Origin of the sequence: Paraburkholderia sp. MM5384-R2, from assembly GCF_014201025.1 — a bacterium.
GTDB lineage: Bacteria > Pseudomonadota > Gammaproteobacteria > Burkholderiales > Burkholderiaceae > Paraburkholderia > Paraburkholderia tuberum.
Genome location: NZ_JACHDI010000002.1, coordinates 428413 through 446067 on the forward strand (window position 1 = coordinate 428413; position 17655 = coordinate 446067).

Below are 17655 nucleotides of genomic sequence, written 5' to 3' on the forward strand. Positions count from 1 at the left end.
CGATCATGAAACGACTTGGGTGGATCGTCAGTATTGGCGCACTGGCTGCGATGATCGGTTGCACGGACATGAGCCCGCAGACGCAGGGAACGGTGAGCGGCGCGGCACTTGGCGCGGGCGCCGGTGCGGGCATCGCGGCGATCTCCGGCGGCGATGCGTGGACCGGCGCGATCATCGGCGGCGCGGCGGGCGGCGTGGCCGGCAATATCCGCGGCCGTCAGTAATAATCGGCGAGCAGGCAAGGCTGGGGCGCGACCTGGGTCACGTCCCGGCTTCGTTACTGAAGCGCACGGCCCGATCAGACCGTGATCAGGCATTCCACGGCCGTCGAGTGAAGCGATTTCCGAGGCGTCGCTGAAGGACCGTTCTTCCATGAGGCACCTCTCCCTTCCCCGCGACGCCGTATGCATTCCGCGCCATTTTCCTCACGTCGAATGTCAAGTAGCGAAGCGAATGGGGGCGAATTCATTCGCGCTCGCGACATCGCGCATCCCCAGTTCGTCATGAAAATCATCCGTTCATACTCGAGCCGCTGTCGACGTCGCGTTGCGCGCCCGGCCGACAAAGTTTGAACCGGTGATTAAAAGCCCTTAGGATATCCACATCGGAAGCCGCCGCGATGGCGGCATGCGCACACCTCGCAGAGAGCAGCCTGCGCGCGGTGCAACCTTCATCTCATCAAGAGAACACGAATGCTGCGCACGTCACTGAAGGTAATAAAGATAAGTGCATGGGTTCTGGTGCTGCTGGCGGTGCTCGCATTGGGGCTACGCGCGTGGTATTCGCAGCGCGGGCCGGAGCTGTCGGTATGGCACACCTATGTGCCGCGCGAAATGACCGTCGAGGAAATGGACACCGCCGACTGGAACGCATACATCAAAGCGGAAAATCGGATTTTCGACGACGTGCGCGTCAATGTCGTCGAAAAGCTGCGGCCGTCCGAGCGCATTCCGGCGAACCGCTATTACGAGGGCTCGCCGATTTTTCCGTGGCATTTCGCCGAAAACTGGAATCACTCGTACATTCTCGAGCCGTCGGGGCCACCCGTCGGCGCGGTCGTGCTGCTGCACGGCATGACGGATGCGCCGTACAGCATGCGGCATATCGCGCGTCGATATCGTGATCGCGGTTTCGTCGCGATCGGCATCCGCTTACCAGGACATGGCACGGTGCCGGCGGGGCTCGTCGACGTGCACTGGCAGGACTGGACCGCGGCCACTCGGCTCGCGGTGCGTGAAGCGCGCCGTCGCGTGGGGCCGGACAAGCCGATCGAGCTGGTCGGGTTTTCGAACGGCGGCGCGCTCGCACTGCAATATGCGCTCGACGCGATCGAGAATCCCGCGCTCGCGCGTCCGACGCGCGTCGTGCTCATCTCGCCGATGATCGGCGTCACGCGTTACGCACGCTTTGCCGGTCTCGCCGGATTGCCCGCGGTGCTGCCGGCCTTCGCGCGCGCCGCGTGGCTCGGCATCGTGCCGGAGTTCAACCCGTTCAAGTACAACTCGTTTCCTGTGAATGGCGCGCGACAGTCCTTTCTCCTCACGAGCGTGATTCAGGAACAGATTGCGCGGCTCGAGCGCGAGAACCGGCTCGATAAGTTGCCGCCTATCCTGACGTTCCAGTCGGTGACGGATTTCACGGTCAGCACGCCAGCGGTGATGTCGGCGCTCTACGACAAGCTGCCGGAGAACGGCAGCGAAATCGTGCTGTTCGACGTGAACCGCAGCGTGCGCTTCAGGACCTTCCTGCGCTCCGCGTCGTACACGGCGCTCTCGCGCCTACTGCGCATCGGTCCGCAGAACTATCGCACGACAGTGATCACCAACGTGTCGCCGGATTCAGCGCATACTGTCGAGCGCAGCGTTTATGCGGGCGAAGTGCAAACGCGTGTCAAGCCGCTGGATATCGACTATCCGCAGGATATTTTCTCGTTGTCGCACGTCGCGATTCCATTCCCGATCACCGACGCGCTGTACGGCATCGCGCCGGACGATTCGGAGAACTTCAACGAGAACCTCGGCACGCTCGCGCCGCGCGGCGAACGCGGCACACTGATTTTGACGCTCGATTCGATGTTCCGCATCGCGTCGAATCCGTTCTTCCCGTATCTGCTGCAGCGTATCGACGAAGGCATCGGCAAGATGCCGCCGCCGGTCGTCAAGTCACCGCCGCGCACGCATGAAACCGCCGACGGTCCGCCCGACGATTTCCCCGAAAATCTGAATGCGCTCGAGCAGGTCGGCTCGGACGAGCCTTGAAATCTCGATGCTTTGAATCAAGCTGACGGCAATTGCACTGCCACCCTCGCGAGATGTGACCAGACGGCCTGCACCTACCGCGGGCCGCCTGCTTTTCGGCTCGAAGATCGACGTTACGGCTGATACGACGAATCGACGATCGTCCACAGCGCCGCTTTCGGCTGCAGGTTCGCATCGAACGGCAGCGGCAGGTTGTTGCGCGGCACCGGCGTCGACTTCAGCCACGTGTGCTTGTCCGAATAGCCCCAGAACGTGACCGCCTTGATGCTCGGCTCCTGCTCGAACAGAGCGAACACGGCGCGATAACGCTCGGCCTGCGCGCGCATGATGTCGTTCGGCACTGGATGCCCGAGGTCCGGCAGACATGCATGCGGATCGCTCCAGCATTCACCGGGATCGGCATAGAGACTCACGTCGAGCTCGGTCACCTGGTTTTCGAGGCCGAGCGCGGCGACGTCGTCGAACGCCTGCTTGATGTTCGGCAGCGGCGGCCAATTTACGCTGATATGCATCTGATGCCCGACACCGTCGATCGGCACGCCCTGCGCGCGCAAATCGCGAATCACCGCGAGCAGCTTTGCGCGCTTGCGCGGATCCTCGGTGTTGTACTCGTTGATATAGAGCTTCACGTTCGGGTCCGCCGCGCGCGCCGCGCGGAAGGCGATCGCGATGTAGTCCTTGCCGAGCGTCCGATACCACGGACTGTCTTCGCGATACACCTGACGCGGATCGTCGCTGATCACTTCGTTGACTACGTCCCACGCGTAGACCTTGCCTCGGAAGTGTGTGACGACGTCGGTTACATATCGATCGAGCCGCTTCGCGACGATGTCGTGATAGAGCGGATCTTTCGGATCGCCGGCGAAGAACCAGTTTGGCGCCTCGGTCCAGTCGCCGGCCTTGAAGTGCCACAAGAGCGTGTGCCCGCGCACCGCAATGCCGTGCGCTTGCGCGAACGCGACGATCCTGTCGGCCGGTTCGAAGTTGTACTTGCCTTCCGCAACGCCGATCGTGCCCGGCTTCATCTTGTTCTCGGCGGTCAGGCTCGAGAACTGGGCGGCGACGAGCGCCGCGTCGGCGGGACTGTCGATTGAATCAGGTTCAATCGCCGCGCCGACCTTGAAGTGCGCGGCCATCACACTGCGCAATGACGGCAGCGCTTCAGCGGGCGCCGCGGCGAGCGGCCGGCCGTCATGAGCGACGGCGGCCTGGTTGTGCGCGCAGCCTGCGGTTGCGAGCGCGCAAACGGCGACGGCTGCGCAGAGCATGCGCATTGAAGTCCTCAAAGGACGCACTCCTGGTCTCCTTGTGACGGAATGCCGGTTCGGATGTCTTCTCTAACTATGTCCAGCGTTACCGGTAACAGTGAAGATGTTAAGCAGCCTCTGTCAGCCCCGCTATGAGGGATTTACCTGACATATCGACGAGACATGGATGGTGAATCAGCGTCGAGTCGACCGGCTTGACACGGCGTGCTTGAAAGCGCTTTCAGATGGGGATTGCACGGAACCGCCGCGCGGCTAACGGCGCGAAACAGGGCGCCAGTCACTGAATCCCAACTGGCGAGACAGGAAAACCGAATCCGTTCAACGCGCGGGTCTGGTTCAATCGTCGTCCGCGCGGCGATTCAGTTTGATTTCAATGCCCGTTCAGCGAGCCAGCGTCGGGCGAGAGCCGGTTGTCCACCGAGGTGACACCCGGAACCGACATCGCACTCTGCTCGGCACGCGCAACATGGTCCCGCTCGGGCACCCATCCGAGCAGCGTGATCTGCCCCGAGTGGGCAAAGACGAACACATGTGACATCCCGACTCCGCTGTGCGCCTCCGCGACCCGCACGCTATGGGCGAGTTGTTGGTCGGTGGCTTGCGAATCCTGGGCATGGGCCGCCGGCGCTATTGCGCTTGAAATCAGCAGCGCGAGTGTAGAAACAAAGGCTGTTTTCACGATACCTCCTTAGAGTGCCAAGGTGTGCCGGCAAAATCCGCCGGCAAGTCTTCCGGTTCGACTCGATGCGAGGCGTCGGAAGTGCACTGGACAAAATCCTCATTCCACTGCATGCGTCGCGGTTATCGCGGTTGCGCGCCGAGGTTTTGCCAGTCGGGGCGATGGGCCGTCGTGCCTTCGCCCGCAGAAAAGATGCAAGGGCAGCGTGTTCGAACGGGACGTCGCATGTGCGGCGTGGCGGGGGAACAGCGAGAGCCGAGGGTTGGGAGCTGGTTGGAGCGGTCGTGATGGAGCGCGAGAGCCAGACGGATGCGCCGACAATCTCGCACTCAGCCGGCTACGCCGCTGAGCCCGGCTCGTTGCCTAGCATCGTATGCATTGATGATAGTCGCTAATGTCCACCATTGCTGGCGGCTCCTGCGCCAGTTCGTCGAGCCCAAACCGGCAATGCAAGCGAGGCGGCTCGTTGCATCTTCGCAACATCAAGCGCGAAATTTTGCTTGCATTCGAGCGCGTCTTCCTTGTTAAGCAAGCGCTGAGCGACGCGCGAGACGGATTCGCGCATCGTTTCGGTGCATGAGTTCAAACGGATTTCCGACGCTTGTGACCATCACGTAATGGTCACAAAGCAGGGTGCTACTGCGGGATCGGGCAGCGCGCAACTGTTATCGATAACAGCGTTTTCCCTGAGCAGTTACTTTGATGCGCGGCGCAAGGTCATCCCTATAATCGCCTCGAAATGTGAAGCGAATAAGTAGCGAGCATTTCGGCAAGAGGGGACACGTGTGAGAACGCGTGCGTCCTGTGCGGCTTGGAGACGCCAAAATATATATATAGGATATCTAAATGAAGAAGAAGCTTATTGCTGTGTCGGTGATGGCAGCCGCGACGACGGTGGCCCATGCGCAGAGCAGTGTCACGTTGTACGGCCGTATCGACAACGGCATCCAGTTTGAAACCGGCCTCCCGGGCGGCCATGCGTGGTCAGCCCAAAGCGGCGACTGGGGTTGCTCGTGGTTCGGCCTGCAGGGCGCCGAAGATATCGGCGGCGGCACGAAGACGGTCTTCCAGCTCGAAGGACAGCTCAACACGATGACCGGTGCATCGGCGGGCAATCTGTTCGGCCGCCACGCGACAGTGGGCCTGACGAACGACCACTGGGGTTTGTTCAAGATCGGTAACCTCGGCGCCGGCGAACTTTCGCAGGACAGCTGGGGCACCGACCCGCAGGTGATGCAGCGCTACGCGATCTCGACACTGGTGCGCGGTCGCAACTGGGCGAGCACCAGCAACGGCGCGGAGTACAACTCGCCGGTGCTGTTCGGCGGCCTCGTGCTGAAGGGCCAGTATTCGCTGACCAACAACACGAGCTGGAACTCGGCGCCTGTCAACTCGGCTGGCGTGCCGACCGGCCAGGGTCGTACGAACGCGGTCGAAGGTGTGTACACGTGGGGCAACGGCGACGTCCGCGTGATCTATGACGAAGTGCGCGGCGCCAACGGCTCGTTCAACAACGTCTACTCTGCTTCGCGGATGGCCCTTGTCGGCGGCACGTACGTGATCGGACCCGTGAAGCTGTATGCGGGCTACCAGCACCTGAGCGCGCCTGACGCGACCAACGCGAGCGTGGGCGTAACCGATGCGTCGCAGCCTCTCGGCGTGAGCGCGCCGACCAGTGTGAACCACGAATGGGTCGGCGCTGCATGGCAGGTCACGTCGCCCACGCTGTTGACGGCTGCGGTCTACCACGCGAACGCGAACAACGGCAACGGCAATGCAACGCTGTTCACGCTCGCCGCGACGTACGCGCTGTCGAAGCGCACGTTCCTGTACACGGAAGCCGGCTACGTGCACAACAGCTCGACGTCGAACCTGAACCTCGGCAACGGGCCGTACGGCAACAACAACTTCGATGCGGTGACGGGCACGTCGTCGAACAGCAACCCGAACTATGGTCATAGCCAGACCGGCGTCTTCGCCGGGATCATGACCTCGTTCTGAGTTGAGGTTGCCTGATCAGCAATCGCAGTGATCTCTTTGTTTCAAGGACTGTTTATTTCTCTTTCATAGAGAGGCCGGTGCGACGCCTCCTCCACCCTCGTCGCATCGGCTGCTTTTTCTTTTTTCGAATTCATCACCGGACGTACTGCGTTTCTTGATATCTGAAAGCGGTTTCATCACAGGATTCAGGCAGAACTCATGACCCACGACGGCTCCAACGATAAACCCGGCGCGCCCAAGGTATCCAACGTACCCGCTGCGCCCAACGTGACGCTCGAAGCCATCGCGCGCGCGGCCGGTGTTTCTCCGAGCACCGTATCGCGGATCCTGAACGGTTCTGCGCGCGTGCTTCCCGCCAAGCAGCAGGCGGTGGAAGCGGCGATCGCGCGTTTCAACTATCGGCCGAACGTGCTCGCGCGCAGTCTCGCGAGCGGGCGGACCGAAACGATCGGCGTATTGACGCAGGCGGTGTCGAGCCCGTTTTACGCCGAGTGGCTGCGCGGCATCGAGGAGTCGTTGTACGAGCCGGGCTTTACGCCGATCTTCGTGAGCAGCCGCTGGAACATCGACGACGAAAAGGCGCGCCTCGAGCAGTTCATCGCGCGGCGCGTCGATGGAATCATCTTGCTGCACGCGCAACTCGATGAGTCGACGTTGACCGACTACTCGCGGCACGCGCCAATGCTCGTACTCGGCCGCTCGGTACAAAACAGCGCGACGCTCGCTGGCCTGCCGATCGACAACATGCAGGGCGCACGCGACGCAACCCATCATCTGATCGAGCAAGGCCATCGCGAGATCGCCTTCATCGCCGGGCCGGCGAGTCACGAGGATGCGATCGAGCGCCTCGTCGGCTACCGGACCGCGCTCGAGGAAGCGGGCATCGGCTTCGATGCCGATCTCGTCGAGCAGGGCGATTACCTCGAAACGGGCGGCGTCGCCGCGATGGAGCGCCTGATGGCGCGCCATCCATCGTTCAGCGCGGTGTTCTGCGCAAACGATCAAACCGCGTACGGCGCGCGCCTCGCGATGTTCCGCCGCGGCGTGCGGGTGCCGGACGACGTGTCGCTGGTCGGCTTCGACGATTTGCCGACATCGTCGTACATGACGCCGCCTTTGACGACGGTCCGCCAGCCGACTTACGAAATCGGCCGCCTCGCCGCACAGGGCATCGTGCAGATGATCCGCAAGCAGTCGATCGCGCTAAGCCCGATACCGCTCACGCTCGTGACGCGTGAAACCACGCGGCGAATCACGCCGCCGGTAAAACGGGGGGATACGCCTACGTAGTGGCTGTTTTTTCGCCTCAACGTGAAAGCGCTTTCAGGTATCGGCAGTCAAGCAGAAATTCAGCAGCGCATTCAGCGCCAGGCAAAGCAGCACCGAGCAAAGCAGCAACAAAAACAACAGGGGAAGTAGGTCGCAGCAACCGGGTATTCATCGAATGCAATTCAAACAGGGTTCTTCAGGAGACGAGTAATGAAATTCCGCTTTTCAGGCTCTGCCGCCGCCGTTCTGCTCAGCCTGGCCGCAGTCGGCGCGCACGCCAACACCACGTTGACGGTCGCGGTCTTTCCGAAGCTGGATCAGGAAATCAAGGACGCGCTTCCGGCGTGGAAGAAGCTGCATCCGGACGTCGACATCAAGGTGTCGTCGCTCGCGATCGCCGATCACCACAACGCAATGACCACCGCACTCGCGACGAACTCCGATCTGCCCGACGTGATGGCGGTGGAGGTCGGCTTTATCGGCCGCTTCGCCTCGGGCGGCGGTCTCGAAGATCTGTCGAAGGCGCCGTATAACGCGGGCCAGTACAAAAGCCAGTTCATCAACTACACGTTCGCGCAGGCGACCACGCAGGACGGCTCGATCGTCGGCATGCCGGCCGATATTGGTCCGGGCACGCTGTTCTATCGCAGGGACATTCTCGACAAGGCGGGCGTGACCGAAGCCGACCTGACGAAGTCGTGGGACTCGTATCTGGCAGCCGGCGTGAAGATCAAGAAGGCGACGGGCGCGTACCTGTTGGCATCGTCGCGCGATATCGAGGACATCTACATTCGCGCCGACCTGAAGGAAGGCGATGGCGTGTACTTCGACAAGGCCGGCAATCCGGTCGTCACGTCGCCGCGTTTCGTGAAGGCGTTCGAGCTCGCGAAGAAAGCGCGCGAGCTCGGTCTCGACGCGAAGATCACGCCCTGGTCGAACGAGTGGGCCGAAAGCTTCAAGCGCGGGACCGTCTCGACGCAGATGATGGGCGCGTGGCTCGGTGGCCACCTGTCGTCGTGGATCGCCCCGGACACGAAGGGTCTGTGGCGCGCGGCCAATCTGCCGAACAACGCGTACGCATCGTTCGGCGGCACGTTCTACTCGATCCCGGCGAAGGCGACGCAAAAGCCGATGTCGTGGGAATTCATCAAGTTCCTGACGACGCGCCAGGACACGCAGCTCGCATCGTTCCGTTCGATCGACGCATTCCCCGCGCTGCTCGCCGCGCAGAACGACACGTTTTTCGCGGAGCCGGTCGCATTCCTCGGCAACGAGAAAGCGCGTCTGATCTGGCGTGACGCAGCCTCCCACATCCCGGCGATCCAGCGTAGCAAGTACGACCAGGTCGCCGAGGAAGCAGTGCACTCGGCGCTCGACAAGGTCGTCGACGACGGCGCAGACGTGCATACGGCGCTCCAGGAAGCGCAGGACCAGATCGCGCATCGGGTCCGCCGTTAAGCGGTATCGATGCAAAGTCGCGGCACGCTGCGTGCCGCGACCGAAGTGTGTCGCAGTGCGCTGCAAGTCTGCTGCAAACAGCGTGGCCGGTCATCGATCCCGGCTACGCCCGACTGGACGGAACTATTGATGAACACCCCGCTGCCCACGACCCCAGAGGTCGCCCGCGATGCGCGCGCGAGCGATGTGCTGAGCTCGCCCGCGCCGTTCGCCGCGCCGCGCAGAACTTCGCGGCTCGATCCGGTGAAAGTCGCACCCTACCTGTTTCTCGGGCCATTTTTCCTGCTGTTCGCGCTATTCATGGCGTTCCCGCTGCTGTTTTCCCTGTACCTGTCGTTCCAGAGCTGGGACGCGACGGCGGGGCTCGCGAGCATGAGGTGGGTGGGTCTGTCGAACTTCACGTTCACGCTGACCGACCCGTGGTACTGGAAGTCGCTGTACAACACCGCGTCGATGGCGATCATGTCCGGCGTGCCGCAACATCTGGTGGCGCTGCCGCTCGCATTCTTTCTGCAAACCGCGTTTCGCCGCTGGCGCAACCTGGTGGTCGGCCTGTACTTCCTGCCGTTCATCACGTCGAGCGTCGCGATCGCGCTGATCTTCTCGTCGCTGTATTCGACCGACTTCGGCATGATCAACCTCGCGATCGCCGAGCTCGGCAAGCTGCCCGGCCTGCACTGGATCGTCCCTGCGCATCCGATCGAGTGGCTCTATAACCCGAAGAACGTCAAGCCGGCGGTGTCGGTGGTGATCTTCTGGCGCTATGTCGGCTGGAACACGGTGCTGTATCTGTCGGCGCTGCAAACCATTCCGAAGGACCTTTACGAGGCCGCGCGCATCGACGGCGCGAACGGCTGGCAACAGTTCACCCGCATCACGATTCCGCTGATCAAGCCGATGATTTTCTTCGCGGTCACGCTGTCGATCATCGGTGGGCTGCAACTGTTCGAAGAGCCGTTCATCCTGCTGCCGAACGAAGGCATGGGTACCAGCCAGTCCGGTCTGACGACGGCCGTCTATATGTATCGCACCGCATTCCACGACGGCGATTTCGGCACCGCGAGTTCGATCGCATGGCTGCTGTTCATTTCGATCGGCGCGTTGATGTGGTTGAACACGCGGATCTTTCACCGCAGCGGCATGAAGGAGGAGACACAGCGATGAAATCGTCGAGCAACAAGGGCCGTTATATCGGCTACGCGATCGTGGTGGCCGGTGCGCTGCTGATGTTCTCGCCGTTCTACTTCATGTTCGTGTTCGCGACGCACACGAGTTCCGAGATTTTCTCGATGCCGCCCCCTCTGTGGTTCGGCAGCGCGTTTCTCGACAACATGGCCTCGCTGATGCGGCACATTCCGTTCTGGCGCAATCTCGGCTGGAGCTTCTATACGGCCACGATGCAAACCGTGCTGACGCTGCTCGTCACGTCGATGGCCGGCTACGCGTTCGCGATGTACGAATTCCGCTTCAAGAAGACGCTGTTCGCGATCGCGCTGACCGCGATGCTGGTGCCGCCGTTCCTCGGCATGATTCCGACCTTTATGACGATGAACCTGCTCGGCTGGATCGATCAGCCGCGCGCGCTGTACGTACCTGGCGCGGCCGCCGCGCTCGGCGTGTTCCTGATGCGCCAGTACGTCGCGGCGGCGATTCCGTCCGAGCTGATCGAGGCGGCGCGCATCGACGGCTGCAGTGAATTCCGCATCTACTGGAGCATCGTGATGCCGCTGCTGGGACCGGCGCTGGGTACGCTTGGACTGATCAGCTTCATTCAGGCGTGGAACAACTTTCTGTCGGCGCTCGTCGTGCTGCGTTCGCCGTCGATGTACACGCTGCCGCTCGCTCTGCGCATTCTGCAAAGTCCGACCAATTCGGATTGGGGCGCGGTGATGGCGGGCTCCGCGGTCGCGGTGCTGCCGTTGCTGGTGCTGTTCGCATTCACCTCGCGGCGTCTGATCGACGGTCTGACGACCGGCGCGGTCAAGGCTTGAGATTCTCTCTTTCATTTTTCACGCCCTCGCGGGCGTGACATTCAGGACAACATCATCTATGTCGACGTATCGATTCAACGAAGACTTCGTCTGGGGCGTCGCCACGAGTTCCTACCAGATCGAAGGCGCAGCGCATGAGGACGGCCGCGGCCCGTCGATCTGGGACGCGTTCTGCAACGTGCCGGGCAAGGTCGTGAACGGCGAGAACGGCGATGTCGCATGCGATCACTATCACCTGGTCGAGGAAGACCTCGACCTGATGGCCGAACTCGGGGTCAAGGCTTATCGCTTTTCGATCGCCTGGCCGCGCGTGCAGCCGACTGGCCGCGGCGCATTCAACGACAAGGGCCTCGCGTTTTACGAGCGCCTCGTCGACGGTTTGCTCGAGCGCGACATCCAGCCGTTCGCAACGCTGTACCACTGGGACCTGCCGTTGTCGCTGCAGCATACGCAAAACGGCTGGGAAAGCCGCGACACCGCTTATCGCTTCGCGGACTACGCGCGCAAGATCGGCAGCGTGCTCGGCGATCGCATTGCATCGATCGCGACGCACAACGAACCGTGGTGCACCGCGTGGCTCGGCAACGCAACCGGCTATTTCGCGCCGGGCAACGCCGATCTGAAGAAGGCCGCGCATGTCGCGCACCATCTGCTGCTGTCGCACGGTCTCGCGTTGCAGGCACTGCGCGCCGATGGCGTGAAGGCGCCGCTCGGCATCGTGCTGAACCAGTCGCCGGCGCATGGCGCGACGGATGCGCCCGAAGATCAGGCCGCCGCGTCGCTCGAATACGCGAAGTTCGTGCGCTGGTACATGGACCCGCTGTTCAAGGGCGAGTATCCGGCCGAGGCGCTGCAATGGTATGGCGCGAACGGTCCGCAAGACGTGATCCGGAGCGGCGATTTCGACGTGATCGGCACGCCGATGGACTTCCTCGGCGTCAACTACTACACGCGGATCTTCGCGAGCGCATCGGGCGAGAAGCGTCCGCCGGGCGCGCTCGGCTTCACTGACATGGATTGGGAAGTCTATCCGCAAGGTCTCACCGAATTGCTGACGCGCATCAACGCCGACTACAAGCTGCCGCCGATCTACATCACCGAGAACGGCTGCGCGGCGAAAGACGTGCTCGATAACGGCCGCGTGCACGACGCCGAGCGCGTGCGCTTCTACGACCTGCATCTCGCCGCCTTATCGGACGCGGTGAAACAGGGCGTCGACGTGGCGGGCTATTTCGCCTGGAGCCTGATGGACAACTTCGAATGGGCGTCGGGCTACGACAAGCGCTTCGGCATGGTCTACGTCGACTACGCGAGCCAGGAGCGCACGCTGAAGGACAGCGCGTTGTGGTATCGCGACGTGATCGCGCAACACGCCGGCGTCGCGGCCGTGCGCTGAGGCGCACGCCCGGCGGCGGGGCGCATCGAACCTCGCGTGGCGCGACAGTAGTGCGGCAGTGGGATAGCGTCACGCGGGGTCTGCAAGTACAAGGATTGAGGAGGAGACATCAAATGGGCGAACTCGTATTGCGCAACGTCACGAAGACGTATGGCGAAGGACCGCAGGTGATCCAGGGCATCGACCTGCACATCCCGGACGGCCAGTTCACGGTGTTCGTGGGACCGTCGGGCTGCGGCAAGTCGACGATGCTGCGCATGATCGCGGGGCTCGAGTCGGTGACGGGCGGCGACATTCTGATCGACGGCGTACGCGTCAACGATCTGCAGCCCACGGACCGCGGCATCTCGATGGTGTTCCAGAGCTACGCGCTCTACCCGCACATGACGGTCGCGGAAAACATGGGCTTTTCGCTGAAGCTGTCGGGCAAGTCGAAAAAGGAAGTGCGCGAGGCGGTGGGCCGTGCCGCCGAGATCCTGCAGATCACACATCTGCTGGAGCGCAAACCGAAGGCGCTGTCGGGCGGCCAGCGCCAGCGCGTCGCGATCGGGCGGGCGATCGTGCGCAAGCCGCGCGTGTTCCTGTTCGACGAACCGCTGTCGAATCTCGATGCGGCGCTGCGCGTGCAGATGCGTATCGAGCTCGCGAAGCTGCATCGCGAACTCGGCACGACGATGATCTACGTCACGCACGATCAGGTCGAGGCGATGACGCTGGGCCAGCAGATCGTCGTGTTCAACAAAGGCCGCATCGAGCAGACCGGCGCGCCGCTCGACCTGTATGAGCGGCCGTCGAACCGCTTCGTCGGCGGCTTCATCGGCTCGCCGCAGATGAACATGCTGGCCGCGACGCTGGTGTCGCGAAGCGATGCGCAAACCGTCCTGGCGCTCGCCGGCGCGAGCCAGCGCATCGTGCTGCCCGGCCGGCTGGCGCAGCCGGTCAGTGGCGAATTGACGCTCGGGGTGCGCGCCGAGCATCTGGGCATCGGCTCGCTCGACGAAGGTCTCGCCGCGCGCGTCGAACTGGTCGAGCATCTCGGCGACGTCTCGATCCTGCATGCTCGACTCGATGGCATGGCGCGCGCGATCGCGCTGAAGCTCGACAAGAAGGACGCGCAGCACGCGGTCGGCGCGCGTGTCGGGATCAAGGTGGCGTCGTCGTCGGTCACGCTGTTCGATGCGAACGGCGCCGCGGTGAGCCTCGCGCGACCCGAAGTCGGCGAGGACGTCGGCGCGGTGGTTTGACAGGCCGATGTCGGCGAGTGAGCAACGGTACACCGATGGCGGATAGTGCGATGGAGAAAAATGTAGCGAACGACGATGGCGAGGCCGCGGCTAGCAATCCGTCCGGGCACCGGTCTGACCGGACGTCTGGTGAAACCGCTGCTGCCGCGAACCGCGGGCAACCGGCTACCGAACGAGAGCCGCAGCAGCGCGGCAGGCTGAAGAAGCCGCGCGAATCGTTGCATGCGTGGATCGTGCATTTCGATGCGGAGCCTTCATCGGGGCCCCCTGCATCGAACGACGAAAAGTGACGCGAGCAGCGATGACGTTAGCCAGTTCGCATTAAATATTACTCAATACTTTCGACGCCTTGCATCGAGCTTTCTCCTTGCCGGGCTTGATCTAGAGGATCCAGTCGAGGGGTCGGATAGTGGTTCGGAGCTTAGGTAAACTCCGCATGGCGGCCGCGAACATGCGCCATTAACATCCGCTAACGTTAAGGGTAACGTTAAGCAAGTTTGCATCTATTCGAAGATCTATAACACGGGGCAAAACATTGCAAGCCAAGACGCGCCGCGCCGCTATCCGGCACGACCCGGTATGGCCAGAGCGGTCTGTGTAAAACCAATTGATTAGATGAACGTGCATCGGTTGCGCACAGGAATTGGCGCGACCGTTGCAGGCTGTGTCGCGGTTACGGTAGTTGTCGCCGCAAGTTGGATTGGAGCTCGAGGGAGCTCCTGGCAGTAGGCTGGGAAGCAACGACTGAGAACAAGGTTGATAAAGAATGTCGGGCACGCACCGCGGGTGTTCGCCTGCGGGCGCACCGGCCCGATAAAAAAAATACCGTTGGATTTTTGCTGGGTGGAGAGCGTCATGGAAAAGCGAGTATCTAAAGCCATTTTCAAGTCCCGGGCCTGCGAGCTGTTCCGTCAGGTCGAGGCATTGGGCGAAACCGTGGTCGTCACCGACCGCGGGCAACCCACCATCGAAATCCGGCCGTATCGCAGCAAGCAGGAAAACCCGCTCGAGCTGCTGCGCGCGTCGATTACGCATTTCAACCTGAAGCACGCGTTGCAGCCTGTCACTGCCGAGCAGGACGAGTAATGATCACGCTCGACACGCTTGCGCTCGTGTGCTGGCTCGGCAGGCAAAAAGCGCTGAGCCAGGCCGCGCACGATGCGATCGATCAGGAGCTCGCCGGCGGCGAGATCCTGATTTCGGCAATCAGCGCGTTCGAAATCGCGGAGTTCGTGAAGGTCGGCAGTCTCGGACTGTCGATGGACGCGCGCAGCTGGATGTCGACGTTTCTGTCGCTCGACGGCGTGCGGATGATTCCGGTCGACACCGAGATCGCGTTTCGCGCGGCCACGCTGCCGCCCACGCTCGCCTTGCATCAACGCCTGATCGTCGCGACCGCGCGCACGCATGGCGGCGCGCTCGTGACTTCGGATGCGAAGGTGCGCGCGTCGACTTACGTCGAAACGATCTGGTGACGGCCGCGGCGCTGCCTGGTGCGGACTGGGCCGGTGGAATCGCGCACCACCAGTTCCGCCGGCAGCGTGATGCGCTGCGAAGCGGCGTCGATCCCGGCGATCTGCGCGAGCAGCGTGTTGACCGCCGAGCGCGCCATTTGCTGGAACGGTTGGCGGATCGTGGTGAGCGCCGGGTGAAACTGCTCGGACATCGGGATGTCGTCGAAGCCGATCACCGAGATGTCGTCCGGCACGCGCAGACCCGCTTCGCGAATTGCGGCGATCACGCCGAACGCGCTCTGGTCGTTGGCCGTGAAGATCGCGGTGGGCGGCTCGGCGAGATTCAGCAGGTCGAACGTGACGTCGAACGCCATCATTTGCGACAGGTCGCCCGCGGCGACCAGCGCGTCTTCGCGCGGCAGGCCGAGGCGAGCCAGCGTGTCGTGATAGCCGCGTTGCCGGTCGCGCACGCCTTCGATCGTTTCGTCGCCGGCCAGAAACGCAATGCGCTTGTGACCGAGCTCGGCGAGGTGCTCGACCGCGAGACAGGCGCCGCCGTAGTTGTCGACCGACACCGACGGGAAGCCCGTCAGCGTGCCGCGCTGATCGACCACGACGACCGGTACCTTCGCGGTGGCGAGCGCCTCGAGGCACAGCGACTCGCGCGGAAGAATGGCGAGGATACCGTCGGAGAATTGCTGGATGAGCCCGAGCAGGTCGTGATGCGTATGACGATCTTCGTCGAACACCGTGTAGACCAGCATCTCGCAGCCCGCGCCACGCGCCGCGCGGCCCGCGCCGAGAATCAGTTCGCTGGAGAATTGCGTGTCGAGTGTCGGCGTGATGATGCCGATGATGCCGTTGCGGCCGCCCGACAGTTTCTGCGCGGTGCGGTTGACGACGTAACCGATGTCCGACGCGATTCTCAGGACTTCGTCGCGGGTTTCGCGCGACACGCCGGGACGGCCGTTGAGAGCGCGCGACGCGGTCATCTGGGATACCCCGGCAAGCTTGGCAACGTGCTCAAGCGTTGGGGTCTGTCTTGCCATGCGGGTCGAAGGTGTGCGAGAGGTCATTGGATGGGTCGACTCGCTAATCGCGTTAGCGATAACGTTTATGTAGTCGTTATTCTAGCAGAACCCTTTATATTTCAGCTTTCCCACAATCGGTCAATCTTATGCGGCAGTTGCGTCGCAGTCCGCCGGGACCAGGTAAAATCCCGCATAGCCTTACTTCACGCATCGACCTAACATTCACTAACGTTAAGGCTAACGTTAATGTTTCGGTGATTTCTTATAAATCCAGAAGAGGGGACACACCCATGGCGTACCCGGCTTTGTTTAAAGCGCGGTCCATCATCGGCGCGACGGCGCTGCTGTTTTCGTTGTCTGCAGTTGTTTCGAACGCCGTAGCGGCGGACTCCAAGACGATCACGGTATGGGACCAGCAGACCAATGCGTCGTCGAGCAAGATCATTCGCGACGCGTCGGATCGATTCGAAAAGGCGGTTCCGGGCTACAAGGTCGAGAATTCGCACATCCTGAACGAGGCGTACAAGACCAAGCTGAAGGTCGCTTTCGGCGCGAACCAGCCGCCGTGCGTGTTCGAGAACTGGGGCGGCGGCGGGTTGCACGAGTACGTGAAATCCGGCCAGATCGCCGACCTCACGCCGTACCTGGAGAAGGATCCGGCGTACCGCAGCCGCTTCATGCAAGCGTCGTGGAATGTCACGACGTTTGACGGCAAGACCTACGGTGTTGCCGCCGAAAACGCGGCGGCCGCGGTGATCTTCTACAACAAGGAAGTCTTCAAGAAGTACGGCATCACGCCGCCGAAGACGTGGGATGAACTGATGCACGTCGTTGAAGTGCTGAAGTCGCACAACGTCGCAGCGTTCTCGCTCGCGAACAAGAACAAGTGGACCGGTTCGATGTACTACATGTACCTCGTCGACCGTATCGGCGGTCCGCAAGTCGTGAAGGACGCGATCGAAGGCAAGGGCAAGGGCTTCGAAGATCCGGCGTTCGTCGAAGCCGGCAAGCGCATTCAGGAACTCGTGAAGGCTGGCGCGTTCGCACCGGGCATCAACGGTCTCGATTACGACTCGGGCGCCTCGCGTCGCCTGCTGTACACGGGCAAGGCTGCCATGGAGCTGATGGGCGCCTGGGAAGCTTCGACGATCGCGAACGAAAATCCGACGTTCTCGAAGGACCTCGACTTCTTCGCGTTCCCGAGCGTGGCGGGTGGCAAGGGTGATCCGCGCGACCTGATCGGCACGGTCGGCGACGGCTTCCTCAGCATCTCGACCGAGTGCAAGACGCCGGACGCAGCGTTCAAGCTGATCCAGGCACTGACCGACGAGCAGGCGATGCAGGCTCGCGCGTCGGATGACCACAAGCTCCCGCCGGTCAATCACGTCAAGATCGACGATCCGTTCACGCAGCGTCTGCAGCAAATGCTTGCCGCCGCTCCGAGCGTGCAGCTCTGGTACGACCAGGCACTGCCGCCTGCCCTCGGTGAATTGCACAAGGACACGACGCAGGCACTGTTCGGTCTGTCGCTGACGCCTGAGGCTGCTGCGCAGCAAATGGAAGCCGCTTCGAAGAAGGGCGGCTGATCTCCAGTCCTAAAGAAAAG

15 protein-coding genes are annotated in these 17655 nt (G+C 62.4%); 12 read left to right on the forward strand and 3 right to left on the reverse strand.

The genetic code is table 11. The features are described 5' to 3' along the window. The first annotated feature begins 5 nt into the window (after nucleotides 1–5). Together HDG37_RS05835 and HDG37_RS05840 are read left to right on the forward strand one after the other, a co-directional pair. Entirely contained in the window at nucleotides 6–224 is a 219-nt protein-coding gene (locus HDG37_RS05835) for a YMGG-like glycine zipper-containing protein (protein WP_018422694.1), read from the forward strand. A 468-nt stretch (nucleotides 225–692) separates the two neighbouring features. After that, a complete protein-coding gene (locus tag HDG37_RS05840; RefSeq protein ID WP_184045155.1) occupies nucleotides 693–2258 on the forward strand; it encodes a carboxylesterase in 1566 nt (521 codons plus the stop codon). Nucleotides 2259–2371: 113 nt separating this feature from the next. On the opposite strand, the gene HDG37_RS05845 is transcribed toward HDG37_RS05840, so the two are convergent. Next, nucleotides 2372–3532, reverse strand: coding sequence for an endo-1,4-beta-xylanase (locus tag HDG37_RS05845; RefSeq protein ID WP_184045157.1), 1161 nt, complete (start codon nucleotides 3530–3532; stop codon nucleotides 2372–2374). A 364-nt stretch (nucleotides 3533–3896) separates the two neighbouring features. After that, entirely contained in the window at nucleotides 3897–4205 is a 309-nt protein-coding gene (locus HDG37_RS05850) for a BON domain-containing protein (protein ID WP_184045159.1), read from the reverse strand. 846 nt (nucleotides 4206–5051) lie between these two features. Here HDG37_RS05850 and HDG37_RS05855 point away from each other — a divergent pair. The 9 genes from HDG37_RS05855 (at nucleotide 5052) to HDG37_RS05895 (ending at nucleotide 15039) form a co-directional block, all read left to right on the forward strand. Beyond that, the gene (locus HDG37_RS05855; protein WP_184045161.1) at nucleotides 5052–6206 is read left to right on the forward strand and encodes a porin; all 1155 of its coding nucleotides are present in this window, start codon (nucleotides 5052–5054) and stop codon (nucleotides 6204–6206) included. 198 nt (nucleotides 6207–6404) lie between these two features. Then, on the forward strand, nucleotides 6405–7496 hold the full coding sequence (locus HDG37_RS05860) for a LacI family DNA-binding transcriptional regulator (RefSeq protein WP_184045163.1): 1092 nt from the start codon (nucleotides 6405–6407) through the stop codon (nucleotides 7494–7496). 189 nt (nucleotides 7497–7685) lie between these two features. Beyond that, nucleotides 7686–8933, forward strand: a complete 1248-nt coding sequence (locus HDG37_RS05865; protein ID WP_184045165.1) for an ABC transporter substrate-binding protein — start codon at nucleotides 7686–7688, stop codon at nucleotides 8931–8933. 129 nt (nucleotides 8934–9062) lie between these two features. Continuing rightward, nucleotides 9063–10097 (forward strand): carbohydrate ABC transporter permease, encoded by a 1035-nt coding sequence (locus HDG37_RS05870; RefSeq protein ID WP_184045167.1) that lies wholly within the window; start codon nucleotides 9063–9065, stop codon nucleotides 10095–10097. After that, nucleotides 10094–10924: a carbohydrate ABC transporter permease gene (locus HDG37_RS05875; protein ID WP_184045169.1), complete on the forward strand. Its 831-nt coding sequence runs from the start codon at nucleotides 10094–10096 to the stop codon at nucleotides 10922–10924. The genes HDG37_RS05870 and HDG37_RS05875 overlap by 4 nt, the downstream gene beginning before the upstream one ends. A gap of 58 nt (nucleotides 10925–10982) precedes the next feature. After that, entirely contained in the window at nucleotides 10983–12320 is a 1338-nt protein-coding gene (locus tag HDG37_RS05880; RefSeq protein ID WP_184045171.1) for a GH1 family beta-glucosidase, read from the forward strand. 113 nt (nucleotides 12321–12433) lie between these two features. After that, nucleotides 12434–13564, forward strand: a complete 1131-nt coding sequence (locus tag HDG37_RS05885) for an ABC transporter ATP-binding protein (RefSeq protein WP_184045173.1) — start codon at nucleotides 12434–12436, stop codon at nucleotides 13562–13564. Nucleotides 13565–14320: 756 nt separating this feature from the next. Continuing rightward, nucleotides 14321–14650, forward strand: a complete 330-nt coding sequence (locus HDG37_RS05890) for a type II toxin-antitoxin system Phd/YefM family antitoxin (protein WP_409259954.1) — start codon at nucleotides 14321–14323, stop codon at nucleotides 14648–14650. Beyond that, on the forward strand, nucleotides 14650–15039 hold the full coding sequence (locus tag HDG37_RS05895; RefSeq protein WP_184045175.1) for a type II toxin-antitoxin system VapC family toxin: 390 nt from the start codon (nucleotides 14650–14652) through the stop codon (nucleotides 15037–15039). The genes HDG37_RS05890 and HDG37_RS05895 overlap by 1 nt, the downstream gene beginning before the upstream one ends. On the opposite strand, the gene HDG37_RS05900 is transcribed toward HDG37_RS05895, so the two are convergent. Continuing rightward, nucleotides 15018–16094, reverse strand: coding sequence for a LacI family DNA-binding transcriptional regulator (locus tag HDG37_RS05900; protein ID WP_311541059.1), 1077 nt, complete (start codon nucleotides 16092–16094; stop codon nucleotides 15018–15020). The two genes, HDG37_RS05895 and HDG37_RS05900, sit on opposite strands and share 22 nt — an antisense overlap. 245 nt (nucleotides 16095–16339) lie before the next feature. On the opposite strand from HDG37_RS05900, the gene HDG37_RS05905 reads away from it, so the two are divergent. Next, on the forward strand, nucleotides 16340–17635 hold the full coding sequence (locus tag HDG37_RS05905; protein ID WP_184045179.1) for an extracellular solute-binding protein: 1296 nt from the start codon (nucleotides 16340–16342) through the stop codon (nucleotides 17633–17635). Nucleotides 17636–17655: the final 20 nt, after the last annotated feature.

Excerpts from the sequence above, each read along its gene's own strand:
- HDG37_RS05865 (WP_184045165.1), top strand. The coding sequence starts at position 7,686 with ATGAAATTCCGCTTTTCAGGCTCTGCCGCCGCCGTTCTGCTCAGCCTG.
- HDG37_RS05845 (WP_184045157.1), bottom strand. The coding sequence starts at position 3,532 with ATGCGCATGCTCTGCGCAGCCGTCGCCGTTTGCGCGCTCGCAACCGCA.
- HDG37_RS05835 (WP_018422694.1), top strand. The coding sequence starts at position 6 with ATGAAACGACTTGGGTGGATCGTCAGTATTGGCGCACTGGCTGCGATG.
- HDG37_RS05880 (WP_184045171.1), top strand. The coding sequence starts at position 10,983 with ATGTCGACGTATCGATTCAACGAAGACTTCGTCTGGGGCGTCGCCACG.
- HDG37_RS05840 (WP_184045155.1), top strand. The coding sequence starts at position 693 with ATGCTGCGCACGTCACTGAAGGTAATAAAGATAAGTGCATGGGTTCTG.
- HDG37_RS05895 (WP_184045175.1), top strand. The coding sequence starts at position 14,650 with ATGATCACGCTCGACACGCTTGCGCTCGTGTGCTGGCTCGGCAGGCAA.
- HDG37_RS05875 (WP_184045169.1), top strand. The coding sequence starts at position 10,094 with ATGAAATCGTCGAGCAACAAGGGCCGTTATATCGGCTACGCGATCGTG.
- HDG37_RS05900 (WP_311541059.1), bottom strand. The coding sequence starts at position 16,094 with ATGACCTCTCGCACACCTTCGACCCGCATGGCAAGACAGACCCCAACG.
- HDG37_RS05855 (WP_184045161.1), top strand. The coding sequence starts at position 5,052 with ATGAAGAAGAAGCTTATTGCTGTGTCGGTGATGGCAGCCGCGACGACG.
- HDG37_RS05885 (WP_184045173.1), top strand. The coding sequence starts at position 12,434 with ATGGGCGAACTCGTATTGCGCAACGTCACGAAGACGTATGGCGAAGGA.
- HDG37_RS05870 (WP_184045167.1), top strand. The coding sequence starts at position 9,063 with ATGAACACCCCGCTGCCCACGACCCCAGAGGTCGCCCGCGATGCGCGC.
- HDG37_RS05860 (WP_184045163.1), top strand. The coding sequence starts at position 6,405 with ATGACCCACGACGGCTCCAACGATAAACCCGGCGCGCCCAAGGTATCC.
- HDG37_RS05905 (WP_184045179.1), top strand. The coding sequence starts at position 16,340 with ATGGCGTACCCGGCTTTGTTTAAAGCGCGGTCCATCATCGGCGCGACG.